This is a genomic window from Candidatus Methanocrinis alkalitolerans, from assembly GCF_029167205.1.
Classification (GTDB): Archaea; Halobacteriota; Methanosarcinia; order Methanotrichales; family Methanotrichaceae; genus Methanocrinis; species Methanocrinis alkalitolerans.
In genome coordinates, this window is sequence record NZ_JARFPL010000003.1 from 24,804 (window position 1) to 38,744 (window position 13,941).

The following is a 13,941-nucleotide window of genomic DNA, read 5'->3' on the forward strand; positions in this document are numbered from 1 at the left end:
GAAGATGAGAAGAGGGATGGGATAGGAGGCGATTCTGGAGTGGCGAAGGTGATGTTGAGGATAGATGGCCGGGATGTAGAGGCCGATGATGATAAGACCCTCCTGGAGGCTGCGAAGGATGCTGGCATTTTCATACCCACCCTCTGCCATCACCCTGCCCTGACCCCCATCGGCGCCTGCAGGCTCTGTTCTGTGGAGATAGAAAAAAACGGACGAAAGAAGGTCGTCACCTCCTGCAACTATCCTGCCGAGGAGGGGCTTGTAGTCAAAACCTCCTCTCCTGATCTCTTCGATCTACGGTCCATGATAATCGAGCTGTTGCTCGCCAGGTCTCCTGGGGAGGAGAAGATCGTCGCCCTCGCGAGTGTATACGGCATCTCAAGTCCGAGGTTCAAACTAGCTGATGAGAGCTGCATCCTCTGCGGGCTCTGCACCCGGGTCTGCCAGGAGCTGGTGGGGGTCTCGGCGATAAGCCCCATCCTGCGGGGGGTAGAGCGGGCCGTCGACGCACCGTACCGGGACTTTTCAGAGGATTGCATGGCCTGCAGCGCCTGCGCCCTCGTCTGTCCGACGGCCGCGATCAAAAGAATGAAACATATCTATCCCCTCACGTCAGAGGAGGCGGAAGAGATCGAGAGCCGTCTCCTCCGGGGCGAGTTCGACGACGAGATCGGGGTCTATGGCGAGATCATTGGATGCAGGGGCCATGGTGAGGGGCAGGACGGAGGGGCCGTCACCTCCATCCTCGCCTCGGCGATCGAGACGGGCTCCATCGATGCCGCCGTCGTCGTCATGCCCGGGGATGATTATAGGGCATATGCGGCGATAGTCGATGACCTGGACGGCGTCATGGCGTCAGCGGGGACGAAATATGTCCGGGTACCCCTCGTCCCGAAGCTTCTGGAGGCGCTCGGGAGCGGCAAGAGGAGGATCGCCGTGGTGGGAACCCCCTGCGCGATCAGATCGGTGAGGAAGCTTCAGGCGGGAGGGTATCTGGGAGAGGCTTTTCCGGATGCAGAGATATTTCTGTTGGGGCTCTTCTGTTTTGAGAGCTTCGATCCTGCCAGGCTGAAGCGGCAGATCCGCGACGTATTCTCCATCGATCTCGACGAGGCGGATCGGGTACAGATATCCAAGGGGAGGTTCTCGATCTTCGTCGGCGACGAAGAATACTCCTGCAGGATATCGGACCTGGAGGATGATGTGAGGGAAGGGTGCAAGTATTGCGGAGATTTCGTCTCCAGGCTCGCCGATATATCCGTCGGATCGGTGGGTAGCCCCGAGGGGTACTCCACGGTGATCGTCAGATCCGACCGAGGCCGGAGGCTTCTGGAGGCGATAAGCTGCACCAGGGAAGATGTCGATGAGTCGCAGATAAGAAAGCTCTCCTCCATCAAGAGGAGACGGGCGCAGAAGCAGTTTGCGAAGATAATCGATGGGCTGGAGCGCGAGGGTCTCTGATCCCCTCCAGCCGTCAGTGATTTGAGGGGCGGGATGATAGAAGCAAGCAGTTCCCCGTCCGTATATTCTCGGTGCGACCTGCTGGCGGATCTCCAATAGGTCGGTGGATCTTCTCCGTCCGATCCCAAGGGACTTCGAGGTTCATCGATGGCAGCTTTCGATCTTCTTTTCGGTGGGGCAGCTGAGAACGACAGCGATTCCCGGGCACTTGATCCCGTTGCCGTCGACCTTAGAAAGGTTCAGAAGGAGTGGCGTCAGCCCCTCTATCTGGGCTGCGACCGTCAGGTCCCCTCCATCGAGGGGTCGGAGATCATTTATCATCCTCACGAGGTCGGAGACGACCCGTTTGGAGTCAGGATCGTCGCCCGCGATGATGATATCGCCCTCTATCGTCGCGTCCAGTTCCCTTATGGCTTTGGAGGAGACGGTATGGAAGGCAGCAACCACCCTGACCGAAGGCGGGAGGAGGTTTTGTATAAGAAGGGCTGCGCTTCCCTCAGGTGGTGGGGTGTACAAATACCGCTTCCCCACCTTGGCCATAGGGGCGATGGGAGAGATCACGATCTGATCTTTGAAGCTATCTTGTAGCTCCGCCACCATAGGCCTTGCGGACTTGTAAGGTATAGATAAAACGACGAGATCGCTCTCTTCGATGGCGGCGCGGTTCTCCATACCCCTTATCCTGGCTCTTACCCCCCTCTCCATGAGGAGGGAGGTTATCTCCTCTGCGGCCCTCTCGGCCTTCTCTGCCTCTCGCGACCCTATGATCATATCGTGCTCGGTCGCCCATCGCATCACAAGCCCGATGCCAAAACTACCAGTGCCGCCAAGAACCGCGATCTTCATAGGAAAGGCCTGTCATAGGTCATCCTATTTTATCATTTCGCATTATTAACAGATTTATAATGAATGTTCATTATGGAGTGCCATCGGTATATCGGCGAAAATAGATCCTCGAAACGCGGGGCAGGGCAGATTTAGATAAGGGCATACTTCCAAACGAGGCCGCATCAATGAAGGGTTGGCACGAGGTGACGTAAGGGAGTAGCAATGAAGGGGGTAATTTTCATCATCTCGTGCCACATCACTGCCGCACTCATCGGTGCTGCAGTCAACCCACGTTATGTCCCTTATCCCATATTAACTTTCGGGTCAAGCCGAAGATGAAGCGGCGATATCGACGAGCCGGCAACGTGCCCGGCGTTGGATTTCGATCGCGGAACGGTCAAACTGAGGACAATATCTCCCTGAGGACTCCGATGGGTGCGTCGGTCTTGATCCCCACGCCGCTGAAATGGGTTCTGGAGGCCTTCCAGCCGGAAGTCCGGAGCCTCTCCACCAGGTCGTCAGCGTTCCCAGGCGCAAGCTTCAATCTCCTGCAAATTCTGTGATGATCGTAGTACATGGGAAGATCGATCTCATCGGCGCAGAGCTGGAGGAGCCGGACTGCGCGATCGGATCTGGCCTGCGCCCCCTCCAGCTCTGTCAGGGCCTTCCCGATCCGTTCGCGATCCTGGATCGGCCCCAGCCAGAGGGGGCCTGCCACCTCAGCCCTCCCGCCGCACAGAGAGCACGTCCCAGAGGATCGGCAGCCTAATCCTGATACAGCCCTCCAGCTGCCGCAGCTGCGACACTCCTCGATGTAGCCCATCTCGTCGAGGGCAACGTCGGCGCTCTTCGCCCCCCTCTCGATCCTGACGTATACCCGGACGTAATGGTCGGTGGCGTGGGTCAGGATGGGAGCCATACCCTTGTCGACCCTGGCCAGCTCCCTCGCCACAGCCCCCAGGAGGATCCTCGCCCCCATCTCCCGGTGATGGTCGGCCTTGACGGGGACGGCCATGTACTTTCTTATGCCGCTTTTGAGGTGGGCTCCGCAGAGGGGGGCGGTATCCGTCGCGGTGATGAAGAGGTAATTCAGGGCCGATCGCGCCGCCGCCGCCAGGAAGGGGGAGGGGGAGCCGAAGGGGTCGAGGTCGACGGCCTCAAACCGCCTCTCGTTGAGGAGGACGTTGGCGTTGCCGGTGAGGATCTCGCATCCTTCCAGGCCGTTGAGCCTTGCATTCTCCTCGATGAGGGCGACGGCTCTGGAGCTGACGTCGTTCAACGCTACGTGGCCGACCTCCGCCTCTTTCGCCACCCTGAGCCCCCGCACTCCGCTGGCGGCGAGGGCGTCGAGGTAGTCGTCGATCCCCAGGGCCTTGGCCATCGCCACACCCAGGTCCCGGTTGAGCCTCATCTTCGGGTTGTAGAACGCCCCCTCGACGTTGAGGGTGACAGACCCCTCCACCACCATCTTCGCCATCTCAGTTCACTCGTACCCCTTTTCCACCAGCCCCTCGCCCCAGTAGTTGTCGCATTTGGGGCAGTAGTAGATCGCCTCCACCACCACCTTCTTCCAGTTCGTTGAGTCGAGAGGTCGCCTCAGCTCCCTCGCCTCGCACTCGGTCCCGCACTTCGGACAGAAGGGCAGAAACTGCGCCTCCAGAACGACGTCGTTATCTTCCACTGGAATGACCTCCGGTACCGAGATGAGCCCCTGCCAAAAAAAAGTTGTCGGTGACCCCTCAGAAGAGGGGATGGCCCGATATCAGGACCCCTGCGAGAAATCCGAGGATGGCACCGCCGTTGAGGAAGGGGAGGCCTGCCTGGGGCTTATCCCTGGGGGTCCCCGAGAGGAGTCCGAAGCCGAGGTAGGTCCCCATCATCGCCCCCAGAGCGGGAAGGTTTGCGCCGATGCCGAGGATCTCAAACTCGGGAAGGGCGAAGTACCAGTTGGCGGAGATCACCAGAACCGTGGGGATGATGGCGTCCCCGAGGCCGAGGAAGTAGGCTCCTCGATCGTCCCCGGAACCCATTCCCTCGCGGCGGAAGCTGTAGCCCCTCCTCCTGGGAACTACGAAGAGGAGGGGGGCCCTGATCTCCATGACCCCCTCGGCGAGGGTGACCATGTGCCGGGTCTTGTAGACGGATATGGCATCGTACGCCGCGAGGATGAGAAGGAGGATGATGGCCGGGAAGGGGGTCATGCTCAGGCCGAAGAGCGTCCCGACTCCGGCGGAGACGATGAGCCCGACGATGTCGATGACGTACCATTCCGGGTGGAGGTGGAGGAGGACCAGGACCGCCAGGGACGACGCCAGGGCCGGAAGGGGGGCGAGGAACGCCGAGAGGACGTAGTAGACGCCGATGGCTATCGCCAGGAGGACGACGCCGCTGACCACCCACCCCTTCTTCAGCCTCAGGGCCATCAGTATGAAGAGGGTGAACCCCAGGACGAGCAATATGTAGCCGAAGGGGTTTGCCGTCGATTCTGGATCGTCGAAGATCCTCACCTCCGTCTCCGAGAGGGGGTCCATCAGGGAGAGGGAGAGGATTTGGACCGCCACCAGGAAGAGGAGCATCACCACCATGGGAGATAGCCGCTCCCGAATCGTCTCAGGGGCCACTTCTCCCCTCCGCCAATAGCTCAAGGTAGGACTCTCTTATCGACTCAGATATCCCGAGCTTCGCCATGATATCGAGGGCGGTCCTCTTCTGGGCCCACCAGTCTTCGCCTCCGGCGAGCTCCACCTCCAGGAAGGCGCCCAGCCCCTCCACATCGTCTAGACAGAGGACAGCCTCCTTCAGGGCGTACTTCTTCCTCCTCTTCTTGACGACGGCTGCCCGGGAAAAGCCGACGGATTCGAGGATCGACTCCATCGCCTGAGGGTCTTCGATCCGGACCCGCACCTCCAGCCGGGACTTCGTCTCGGAATCGAGCTTCGGCCCCTTGTAGGTGAGATCCGCCCCCTCTTCCTTGATCCGGATCCGGAGCGCCTCGTCGGTCCTCGCGAAGTCGTGAGAGGGGGAGTTGAAGTAGAGGTCGAGGTGGGCCTCCTCCCCCATCTCGACTCCGCCTATGCCCAGGATCTTCTCCTCGATCCCCGGCGGAGCTCGGGCCTTCACCTCCACCTCTATCATGGACCCGTCCTGATGAGGACGGTGGCGCCTTCCAGGGAGATCATATCGACGGCCCTCCCGGAGGAGAGGGTTTCGGTGGCGATCTCCACGGCATCGGGGGAGAGCTCCACCACTTCGCCGCCCAGATCGACCTCGATCCTTCCCGCCTCCACCATCCGGGCCACCTCCTCCGGGTCCATGCCCTTCAGCTTTCCGATGATCCCGCCGCTTCTCTCCTTGAAGGCGGGACCTATCACCTTCATCGAAGGCCTCACCTCCGCCGCCCTCGTCTCGATATCGGGGCTGCCGCCTTTCACCTCCACCGGCGAGCCGGTGGAGCCGGACAGGTCCGTCGTCTCCAGGTCAAGGTCGCAATAGACCTCGATTCCGGCGAGGGGCGAGTTGAGGGCCATGCCCCGGTCCGACTTGTACCTTCTCACGGCCGCGGCCACGTCCTTGATCAGACTTCCCTCGGGCTGGGCTGGAATGCCCGATGATTTGGGCCAGTTGGAGGTGTGAACGGACTCGCCGGAGAGGTTCATTCTGATCTCCTCGGCTATGAAGGGGGTGAAGGGCGCAAGAAGGCTCGTCAGGGCCTCGATGGCGGTGCGGATCGTCGACTGGGCCGCCCTCTTCTCGGGGCCGTCGGCGCCGTAGAGCCGGGACTTGACGAGCTCGATGTAGTTGTCGGCGAGGACGTCCCAAGCAAAGCTTCTGATCGCCCTGAAGGCCTCGTCGAACGCGAACCTGTCCATCGAGTCGGTGACCGCCCCGATCATCGTGGAGAGCTCAAAGAGGAGCCACCTGTCCACCTGGTTTGGGGCAGCGTCGTCGGATTTGACCGCGTGAGGAGACGCAAACCTGTACATGCTCCAGAGCTTCTGAAGGAACCTGCCGCCACTGATCACGTCCTTCCACCGGAACATCACGTCGCTTCCGGGACTGCCGCCCACCGCCGCCCACTGGCGGAAGGCGTCGGCGCCGTACTTCACCACGACCTCTTCAGGGGCTATGAAGTTGTTCAGGGACTTGCTCATCTTGTGGCCGTCCTCGCCGAGAACCATCCCGTTGACGAGGATCGAGTCCCAGGGCCTCACCCCAACAAGGGCCTTGGCCCGGAGGATGGTGTAGAAGGCCCAGGTCCTGATGATGTCGTGGCCCTGGGGCCGAAGCTGGGCTGGATAGCGGGGCGGATGGTCGCTAAGCCAGCCGGTGACCTTCAGGACTGAGATCGAGCTGTCCATCCAGGTGTCAAGAACGTCGGTCTCGGGGTCGAACTTCTCTGAGCCACAGTTCGGACACGAAACCGGCGGCGTCTTCAGGTTCGGGTCGAGGGGGAGCCACTCCTCCTTGGCGACGAGGGGCTCGCAGCACTTCTTACAGTACCAGACGGGTATGGGCGTCGCAAAGATCCTCTGCCGCGATATGCACCAGTCCCAGTCCATCGTCCCTGTCCAGTTCTTGAGCCTGATCTCCATATGTTCGGGGACCCACTCGATCTCGGCGGAAGTCTTGATGATCTCGTCGGGGTTTATCTTCACGAACCACTGCCTCTCGGAAAGGATCTCGATGGCGGTCTTGCACCTCCAGCAGAGGCCGACGTTCTGGTCGAGGGATTCCTGCTTGTAGATGATCCCCAACGACCTCATCTCCTCGATGATGGCGTCTTTGCACTCGGGTATCGTCATGCCAGAGAACTTGCCCGCGATCTCCGTCATCCTCCCCGCCCGGTCGATCGCCTGGCGGAGAGGGAGGTCGTGCTCGACCCACCATCGGACGTCCTGCTTGTCGCCGAAGGTGCAGATCATGACGACGCCCGTGCCGAAAGTCGGGTCGACCACCTCGTCGGCGATGACCGAAACATTGTAGTCGAAGACGGGAACCCTCACCTCGGTTCCGATGTACTTTTTATGTTTTTCGTCCTCGGGGTGGACGGCCACGGCTACGCAGGCCGCCAGAAGCTCGGGACGGCTGGTGGCGATCTTGAGGTCTCCGAGGGGAGAGCCGAAGCGAAGGTAGTTGAGGGCGGAGGTCCTTGAATCGTACTCCACCTCGGCGAAGGCGATGGCGGTTCCGCAGCGAGGACACCAGTTTACGGGGTGGTCTTCCCGATAGATCATCCCCTTGTCGAACATCTGGACGAAGGACCTCTGGGTCTTGGAGTAGTACTCGGGCTGCATCGTCACGTACTCGTTGGACCAGTCGTTGGAGAAGCCGAGCCTTCGCATCGTCACCCTCATCTTCGAGATGTTCTGGACTGTCAGCTCCTCGCAGAGACGCCGGAACTCCTCTCTAGGAACCTCGTTCTTCGTGATTCCATGGATCTCCTCCACCTTCACCTCGGTGGGAAGGCCGTGGCAGTCCCAGCCCTGGGGGAACATGACGTTGTAGCCCCTCATCCTTTTGTACCGAGCAACGAAGTCGATGTAGCACCAGTTGAGGGCGTTGCCTATGTGGAAGTTTCCGGTGGGATAAGGCGGCGGCGTGTCGATTATGTACTGGGGCGCTTCGGAGTTCCAGTCGAAATAGTAGACGGACTCGTCCCAGCTTTCCGCCCACCTCTCTTCAACCTGCTTAAAGTCGTACTCCTTGGAGATCTCGCTCATCGGGAAGGCCTCTGAGTTCTTTATTTCCGCGAAAGGGATAATGGTGGGGAGAGTTGCAAACAACGTTAATAGGATTATCGGTAGACCACATGAATCATGGAGCTCCTGATCTATCACGCAAACCAGTGCGACCCCAAGAGGTGCACCGGAAAGAAGCTTGAGAGGTTCAAGCTCGCACGGACCACCAAACGGTGGAACAAGCTTCGGGGATACCTGGTCTTAAGCCCCTTCTCAGAGAAGGCCCTCTCCCCTGCCGATAGATTCGAGGTGGGAAGGGGCCTAGCGGCCCTGGACTGCTCCTGGGATCATGCAGAGGAGGTCTTCGGCAAGATGCGCCTCAAGGAGAGGGCCCTTCCCTTCCTGGTCGCCGCTAACCCCGTCAACTTCGGAAAGCCCTTCAAGCTATCGACCGTCGAGGCCTTCGCAGCGGCCCTGGTGATCCTGGGCGAGCGGCCCCAGGCAGAGGAGATCCTGGCAAAAATCTCCTGGGGGCACGTCTTTCTGGAGCTGAACCGCGAGCCCCTGGAGGAGTACGCCGCGGCGAAGGACAGCACAGAGGTCGTCGCCATCCAGGCGGAGTATCTATAGTAAGATATTTGAGTTTGATATGCGTAAAAACAACTGGTGATCGATCATGACAGGCTTAGTTCCGAAAGACGACTTCAAGCGGCTCCAGAGCCGTATGAACCGACTGATGGAGGAGTTCGGGATCTCCGACGCCGAGGCGCGGTACATGCCCGAGATCAGGAAGATCCAGGATAAGATGAACCAGCTCATCGACGACTTCGCGGCCGAGGCCCCGGCGACCGCGGGAGACGTGATGAAGCCCCTCGCCGACGTCATGGAGACTGACGACGAGGTCGTCGTCACCGTGGACCTTCCGGGGATGGACAAAGGGGACGTCGAGATCTCCGTCGCCGAGGATCTCCTGGAGATAAAGGCGGAGCGGAAGACCGAGACGGAGGAGAAGGGCGAAGAGTTCTACCGGAAGGAGAGGAGCTTTTCGCGGTATGAAAGGTCCCTAAAGCTCCCGGCGGAGGTGAAGGCGGAGGAGGCGAGGGCGTCCCTCAAAGACGGCGTCCTGACCGTCCACCTCCCCAAGGTGGAGGTGACGACCCGAAAGAAGGTGAAGATCGAGTAGGCCGGCCGGATCGGGGATACGGCCATCTAATCCTTCCCCGATCCAGGACCTTCCTGGAGGAGGAGGTGGTGGAGCTTGTCCCTCTTCGTCTCCAGGTACTTTCTATTTTTATCGTTCGGCGGTATCTCGATGGGGGCCCGGTCGACGATCTCCAGGCCGTACCCCTCGAGACCTACGACCTTCCGAGGGTTGTTGGTGAGAAGCCTCATCTTCTTGATCCCCAGGTCGACGAGGATCTGGGCCCCGACGCCATAATCCCGGAGGTCTGCGGGATACCCCAGCCGGTGGTTCGCCTCGACGGTGTCGTAGCCCCTCTCCTGGAGGGCGTAGGCCCGCAGCTTGTTCGCGATCCCTATCCCCCTTCCCTCCTGGCGCATATAAAGTAGCACCCCGTTCCCGTTCTCGGTGATCCGTCTCATGGCGAGGTGGAGCTGGTCGCCGCAGTCGCACCGCCTCGATCCGAAGACGTCCCCGGTGAGGCACTCGGAGTGGACCCGGACGAGGGCGTCGTCGGAGGAGGGGTCGCCCGCCACCAGGGCCAGGTGGCACTGGCCATCGACGAGGCTCTCGTAGCCGATGGCCCGAAAGTCGCCGTAATCGGTGGGCATATCGACCTCGGCGATCCTTCTCACCAATTTCTCGCTCCTCATCCTCCTCTTGATCAGCCGGTCGATGGTGAGCATCTTGAGGCCGTGGACCTCGGCGAAACGCTCCAGCTCCAGGAGGCGGGCCATCGTCCCGTCCTCGGCCATCACCTCGCAGATGACGGCGGCCGGATACAACCCTGCCATCTGCGCCAGGTCGACGGAGGCCTCGGTATGCCCCGCCCGCCGCAGGACCCCCCCCTCCTGGGCCCGCAGGGGGAAGGTGTGGCCTGGCATGACGAGGTCGTTGATCGTCGCCTCGGGGTCTATGAGGGTCCTGACCGTCTCGGCCCGGTCGAAGGCCGATATGCCCGTAGTCACCCCCCTCCCCTTGGCGTCAACGGAGACGGTGAAGGCGGTCCCCATCTTCTCGGTGTTGTTCTGGGTCATGAGGGGTAGGGATAGCTCGTCGACCCGCTCGCTGGAGAGGGGGACGCATATGAGGCCGCGGCCGTGCTTGGCCATGAAGTTGATCGCCTCGGGGGTCACCATCTCCGCCGCCATCACCAGGTCGCCCTCGTTCTCCCGCCCCTCGTCGTCGAGGATGAGGATGAACCGGCCGGCCCTCACCTCCTCGATCGCCTCTTCCACGCTGCAAAACGGCATATAGATCCGGTGGATTGTCCCCGTCCTCTTATAAGGGTTGGGTCTAGAGAAGGATCGAAACATTTTTTGTCTACCAAGACCTAACCATATCAAGATGGGGTCGAGAGATCTATGCCCCCAACGACCATCAAGAGTCGGAGGTCGGAACTGGAAAGATACAAGAGATCGATCGAGGATCGTCTAAGATGATAATGGGTGAGGGCGATTATGGGACGAAAGATGGTGATGATGATGATGGTGCTGGTGCTACTGGCTCCGGCGTCCTCGGCGCGGTTCGAAGGGGTCAAAGGCCCCGGGATGTCTTACAGCGGGTTTGTTGGCGGCGAGAGGTTCGAAGGCGCCCACGGGCCGATGATGAGGTACGACGGCTATGTTGGAGGCCAGGCTTACTCGTTCGGCCTCGGCAGATGGACGTTCATCGGTGGAGAGGTGAGATCCGACCCGGACTTCAGCGAGATGGTGAAGGCTCATCAGGAGCGGTTCAACCTGGCGAGAAGCGTCTTTGGCATCAGAGCTTATAGGTCAACTACCCGCCAATGAATTGGCGGGCATGATGCTCGCCAGTATTGGGGGCTTGCGGCTCCGCAAAAAATCGGGCCACGATGGGCAGGTTGACAGCCCACCCTTGCAGCTATGTTCCGAGCTGCGACGGTGTCAGCAGGGCCAGAGAAACCACAGCAGACACAGGCAAACTGATCCCGAGTAGGTCGGTTTGACCGGGATATATGATGACAAACGGAGCATTCCTGGGACGTATAGGCAGGGTCGATGTAGACCACTGGAACTCCAGCGATCGCTGCCTTGTACTCGACGAACTGCCTGAGCTGATAGAATCCCCAGCTATGCTGTTTGCGTCTCTGAGCCTTCGAAACCGTCATCCCCTCCCGGATACCCTGAAGATCTTCGAGGGCGATCACAGAAGAGGTGTCTTTGGCTTTCGCAACCATCTTTTTGGAGATGCAGTGGTTCACGTCCCGACGAAACCTAGCCTCTCGACCCGAGAGTTTCTTGAGATGACGTTTGGCGCTATCGGTCCCACAGCTTTGAAGATCGGCCTTGAGGTTATCTATCTTGGATCGAACGTTCTCGATACCGTCACCGGAGAACTCTTCGCCGGTCGAATCAACGGCAATGTTCTTGATCCCAAGATCGACGCCGATAACACCAATCGGTTCGATCTTCGGAGACTCGGGAACTTCGACGACGACGCAGAGATAGAACTCACCCCGTTCGAAAATGAGGTCGGCCTGTCCTCGGATCCGATTGAGCCGGGGTTCGTGGTACTCGCAGATGACAACAGGGACCTTTATCCTGCCTTCGAGAGTCAAGAGAGAAACGAGATCGAGACCTTTCCAGGACATGAGTCTCTGATCGTAGACGACAGATCCGTCAGGATCGAAGGTCGGTTTGATCGATTTATCTCTCTTGTAGGCTTCGCAGGTCTTAGAGATGGCTCTGACCGCCATCTGAGCGGAGAGGTTAAATTGTTCCCGAATCGGATAATAAACGACCTTCTGCAGCTCGATTTTATTGGCGGTACGAAGCTCAAACGCTCTGTCAGCCACGAAGTTGCAGGCGGCGTTGAACTGATGCATCGTCTCGCGAATAGCTTGAACCTGTTCTGGAGTAGGTTCAAGTTTGACCTTGAGCGTCTGCATCATGTGTATAGATGTATAACATCTATGGAGATGAACATTTCGGTGCCAAGGAAAAGCGGGAGTAGGCGCGCATTCCTCCCCCGACTGAAGTCGGGGGCATCCTGCTGAGATTTTCGTGAATTATCTGGCCGGATAGACTCTGCTCCAGCCCTCCAGGCGATCGATTTTTCGCGGGGACTAATCCGCGGAGGGCGACGCTTATATCAAAAAATTTTGATTTACATGACCAAAAATTCTTTAATATATTTTTTATTAGAGCCGCCGATCAATATTATGGGAAATCTCTTTATAGTATAAACAAGGGAGTTATCGAAGGGGTGTCTACTTAGATGAGCGATAGGACGGAGCAGTTGAAAGAGCTGTTCTTGAAGATATCAAGCAACACCAAAGTGGTCGAGAAGCAGGCCACGCTGCACGGCGATCTCAAGGGGAGTGAAGAGATCGAACGTAAGCTTCTGGTGGTTGTATCCGATATGTCCAAGCGGTACAACATACAGACCAAGCTCACCCCCGAACAGCTGGCCACCGTGGTGAGGCTATTTTATAAAGGGCTCAGCGATACCGAGATCGCCGAGGAGCTGGAGGATCGAGCGCTCAACAAGACCGTCAGTCGCGCCAGGATCAAGCTCCACCTCTTCCGGGAGTCAGACCTGAAGCCGCCCTTTGAAAAGCAGGAGTTCGTAAAGCTGAACGATGCTGGCCTATCGGTGAAGGAGATGAGCGAAAGGCTGGGAGTTGCCCCCTCCACCATCAGCGAGTACAAGAACATCTTCGAGTGCCAGGAGGCTGCTGAGAAGGACGGATTTACCAAGCGCTTTGAGGAGATCATATCCGACCAGGACGTATCCGAGCGGATGGTCACCCACATCTCCAAGGACGGGTTGCAGGATACCATGGATACCGACTACGAGACCGCAGAAGCTTAATAAACGAGGGAGCTGTCCAGCAGAGTGCAGCTCCCCCGAGCCGATTAAGGCCCGGTTTTGTTCCTCGTTTTGAAGATCTTGGGGCTTTCGCCCCTTAGGCTTGAGGTTACGATCTTGAATCCCATTTATGCTCTCTCTGCTTGGTAGGGGCCAGACAGTTCCATCCCTCATCCGAACGTTCCTGTAACGTCGCTCAGGGCGATACAAGGATTGATTGGGGTTGCCAATGAGAATATGGTCGCGTACTCGATCTACTGAAAATCGCCACTCGAATCGAATTCAAGGGACGTATTTTCCGCCAAACAGCCATTACGTCACCCGTTAGCGCTATTCAGTAATCTGGGTACGCGACCGAGAATATCATAACCTACCATTTGATGACCATTCTCATTCTAATCACCCGAGCCTTCCGTATCGAATTCGCCTTGATCGAAATTGATGGCAGGTTTCAATTTGTGCTCGGCCCCGCCCCGCACATGCAAAGGCTTAAATAGCCGCAGACCTTTCTGATCCACGCGTTAAGCTGGTCTGTTTTAAGGTTTTTCGCAAAGGATGGTGCAAAGTTTGTACGGCAATAACAGAGGCTCCTTTGGTGGCAGCGGGTTTGGTCCCTCTGCGCCAGTGGAGAGCGGAAAGGAATACGAAGTTGAGATCGAAGACATATCAAAGCAAGGAGACGGCATAGCCAGGATCGAGGGGTTCGTTATCTTCGTTCCGGAGACCGGTGTTGGCGATAAAGCCACCATAATGGTCGACAAGGTTATGCAGAGGTTCGCTATAGCTCACAAGGTCTGAAGTTATCATCCGCCTTAAACGTCTTTAGGGTCCTGGGCGGCGATTCTTCGCCGCCCTCGGCCGCTTTACTGATGAATCGTCTTTCTAGTCCTCGATGGGATCGGTTTGACTTATTCCTTTTGACGTTCTCGCTCTTTTTGCGGTGCGGCCATCGGTATGGGC

General features: G+C 58.6%; 14 protein-coding genes. 6 read left to right on the forward strand and 8 right to left on the reverse strand.

Annotated elements, in window-relative coordinates; all coding sequences use genetic code 11:
• Nucleotides 1-51: 51 nt before the first annotated feature.
• Nucleotides 52-1,461, forward strand: coding sequence for a Coenzyme F420 hydrogenase/dehydrogenase, beta subunit C-terminal domain (locus P0O24_RS01350; protein ID WP_316967943.1), 1,410 nt, complete (start codon nucleotides 52-54; stop codon nucleotides 1,459-1,461).
• A gap of 141 nt (nucleotides 1,462-1,602) precedes the next feature.
• Here the strand turns inward: P0O24_RS01350 and npdG are convergent, their stop codons facing one another.
• The 6 genes from npdG to P0O24_RS01380 form a co-directional block, all read right to left on the reverse strand.
• Nucleotides 1,603-2,307, reverse strand: a complete 705-nt coding sequence (gene npdG, locus P0O24_RS01355) for an NADPH-dependent F420 reductase (RefSeq protein ID WP_316967944.1) — start codon at nucleotides 2,305-2,307, stop codon at nucleotides 1,603-1,605.
• 379 nt (nucleotides 2,308-2,686) lie between these two features.
• Nucleotides 2,687-3,766 (reverse strand): tRNA (guanine(10)-N(2))-dimethyltransferase, encoded by a 1,080-nt coding sequence (locus P0O24_RS01360; protein WP_316967945.1) that lies wholly within the window; start codon nucleotides 3,764-3,766, stop codon nucleotides 2,687-2,689.
• A gap of 6 nt (nucleotides 3,767-3,772) precedes the next feature.
• Entirely contained in the window at nucleotides 3,773-3,970 is a 198-nt protein-coding gene (locus P0O24_RS01365) for a hypothetical protein (RefSeq protein ID WP_316967946.1), read from the reverse strand.
• A 58-nt stretch (nucleotides 3,971-4,028) separates the two neighbouring features.
• Nucleotides 4,029-4,910, reverse strand: coding sequence for a presenilin family intramembrane aspartyl protease PSH (locus P0O24_RS01370; RefSeq protein WP_316967947.1), 882 nt, complete (start codon nucleotides 4,908-4,910; stop codon nucleotides 4,029-4,031).
• Nucleotides 4,900-5,424, reverse strand: coding sequence for a class IV adenylate cyclase (gene cyaB, locus P0O24_RS01375; RefSeq protein WP_316967948.1), 525 nt, complete (start codon nucleotides 5,422-5,424; stop codon nucleotides 4,900-4,902). The genes P0O24_RS01370 and cyaB overlap by 11 nt, the downstream gene beginning before the upstream one ends.
• Nucleotides 5,421-8,009: a valine--tRNA ligase gene (locus P0O24_RS01380; RefSeq protein WP_316967949.1), complete on the reverse strand. Its 2,589-nt coding sequence runs from the start codon at nucleotides 8,007-8,009 to the stop codon at nucleotides 5,421-5,423. The genes cyaB and P0O24_RS01380 overlap by 4 nt, the downstream gene beginning before the upstream one ends.
• A gap of 96 nt (nucleotides 8,010-8,105) precedes the next feature.
• Between P0O24_RS01380 and P0O24_RS01385 the strand changes: the two genes are divergently transcribed.
• Complete coding sequence (locus P0O24_RS01385) at nucleotides 8,106-8,597, forward strand: DUF367 family protein (protein ID WP_316967950.1); 492 nt, start codon at nucleotides 8,106-8,108, stop codon at nucleotides 8,595-8,597.
• Between the two features lie 46 nt (nucleotides 8,598-8,643).
• Nucleotides 8,644-9,150, forward strand: a complete 507-nt coding sequence (locus tag P0O24_RS01390; RefSeq protein WP_316967951.1) for an Hsp20/alpha crystallin family protein — start codon at nucleotides 8,644-8,646, stop codon at nucleotides 9,148-9,150.
• 26 nt (nucleotides 9,151-9,176) lie between these two features.
• Here the strand turns inward: P0O24_RS01390 and P0O24_RS01395 are convergent, their stop codons facing one another.
• Nucleotides 9,177-10,400, reverse strand: a complete 1,224-nt coding sequence (locus tag P0O24_RS01395) for a bifunctional 3,4-dihydroxy-2-butanone-4-phosphate synthase/GTP cyclohydrolase II (RefSeq protein ID WP_316967952.1) — start codon at nucleotides 10,398-10,400, stop codon at nucleotides 9,177-9,179.
• Nucleotides 10,401-10,607: 207 nt separating this feature from the next.
• Here P0O24_RS01395 and P0O24_RS01400 point away from each other — a divergent pair, with 207 nt between their 5' ends.
• Nucleotides 10,608-10,940, forward strand: coding sequence for a hypothetical protein (locus P0O24_RS01400; protein WP_316967953.1), 333 nt, complete (start codon nucleotides 10,608-10,610; stop codon nucleotides 10,938-10,940).
• Here P0O24_RS01400 and P0O24_RS01405 read toward each other — a convergent pair.
• Nucleotides 10,916-12,061 carry an RNA-guided endonuclease InsQ/TnpB family protein gene (locus P0O24_RS01405; protein ID WP_316967954.1) on the reverse strand — a complete coding sequence of 382 codons (1,146 nt, stop codon included), beginning with the start codon at nucleotides 12,059-12,061 and terminating at the stop codon, nucleotides 10,916-10,918. The two genes, P0O24_RS01400 and P0O24_RS01405, sit on opposite strands and share 25 nt — an antisense overlap.
• Nucleotides 12,062-12,387: 326 nt before the next feature.
• Between P0O24_RS01405 and P0O24_RS01410 the strand changes: the two genes are divergently transcribed.
• On the forward strand, nucleotides 12,388-12,984 hold the full coding sequence (locus P0O24_RS01410; protein ID WP_316967955.1) for a DNA-binding response regulator: 597 nt from the start codon (nucleotides 12,388-12,390) through the stop codon (nucleotides 12,982-12,984).
• Nucleotides 12,985-13,548: 564 nt separating this feature from the next.
• Nucleotides 13,549-13,779, forward strand: coding sequence for a TRAM domain-containing protein (locus tag P0O24_RS01415; protein ID WP_316967956.1), 231 nt, complete (start codon nucleotides 13,549-13,551; stop codon nucleotides 13,777-13,779).
• The last annotated feature ends 162 nt before the right edge of the window (nucleotides 13,780-13,941 follow it).

What these genes read in the sequence shown, in the direction of transcription:
- npdG (WP_316967944.1), bottom strand. Translation starts at nt 2,307, where the DNA reads ATGAAGATCGCGGTTCTTGGCGGCACTGGTAGTTTTGGCATCGGGCTT.
- P0O24_RS01360 (WP_316967945.1), bottom strand. Translation starts at nt 3,766, where the DNA reads ATGGCGAAGATGGTGGTGGAGGGGTCTGTCACCCTCAACGTCGAGGGG.
- P0O24_RS01380 (WP_316967949.1), bottom strand. Translation starts at nt 8,009, where the DNA reads ATGAGCGAGATCTCCAAGGAGTACGACTTTAAGCAGGTTGAAGAGAGG.
- P0O24_RS01410 (WP_316967955.1), top strand. Translation starts at nt 12,388, where the DNA reads ATGAGCGATAGGACGGAGCAGTTGAAAGAGCTGTTCTTGAAGATATCA.
- P0O24_RS01350 (WP_316967943.1), top strand. Translation starts at nt 52, where the DNA reads ATGTTGAGGATAGATGGCCGGGATGTAGAGGCCGATGATGATAAGACC.
- cyaB (WP_316967948.1), bottom strand. Translation starts at nt 5,424, where the DNA reads ATGATAGAGGTGGAGGTGAAGGCCCGAGCTCCGCCGGGGATCGAGGAG.
- P0O24_RS01385 (WP_316967950.1), top strand. Translation starts at nt 8,106, where the DNA reads ATGGAGCTCCTGATCTATCACGCAAACCAGTGCGACCCCAAGAGGTGC.
- P0O24_RS01390 (WP_316967951.1), top strand. Translation starts at nt 8,644, where the DNA reads ATGACAGGCTTAGTTCCGAAAGACGACTTCAAGCGGCTCCAGAGCCGT.
- P0O24_RS01405 (WP_316967954.1), bottom strand. Translation starts at nt 12,061, where the DNA reads ATGATGCAGACGCTCAAGGTCAAACTTGAACCTACTCCAGAACAGGTT.
- P0O24_RS01395 (WP_316967952.1), bottom strand. Translation starts at nt 10,400, where the DNA reads ATGCCGTTTTGCAGCGTGGAAGAGGCGATCGAGGAGGTGAGGGCCGGC.
- P0O24_RS01400 (WP_316967953.1), top strand. Translation starts at nt 10,608, where the DNA reads ATGGGACGAAAGATGGTGATGATGATGATGGTGCTGGTGCTACTGGCT.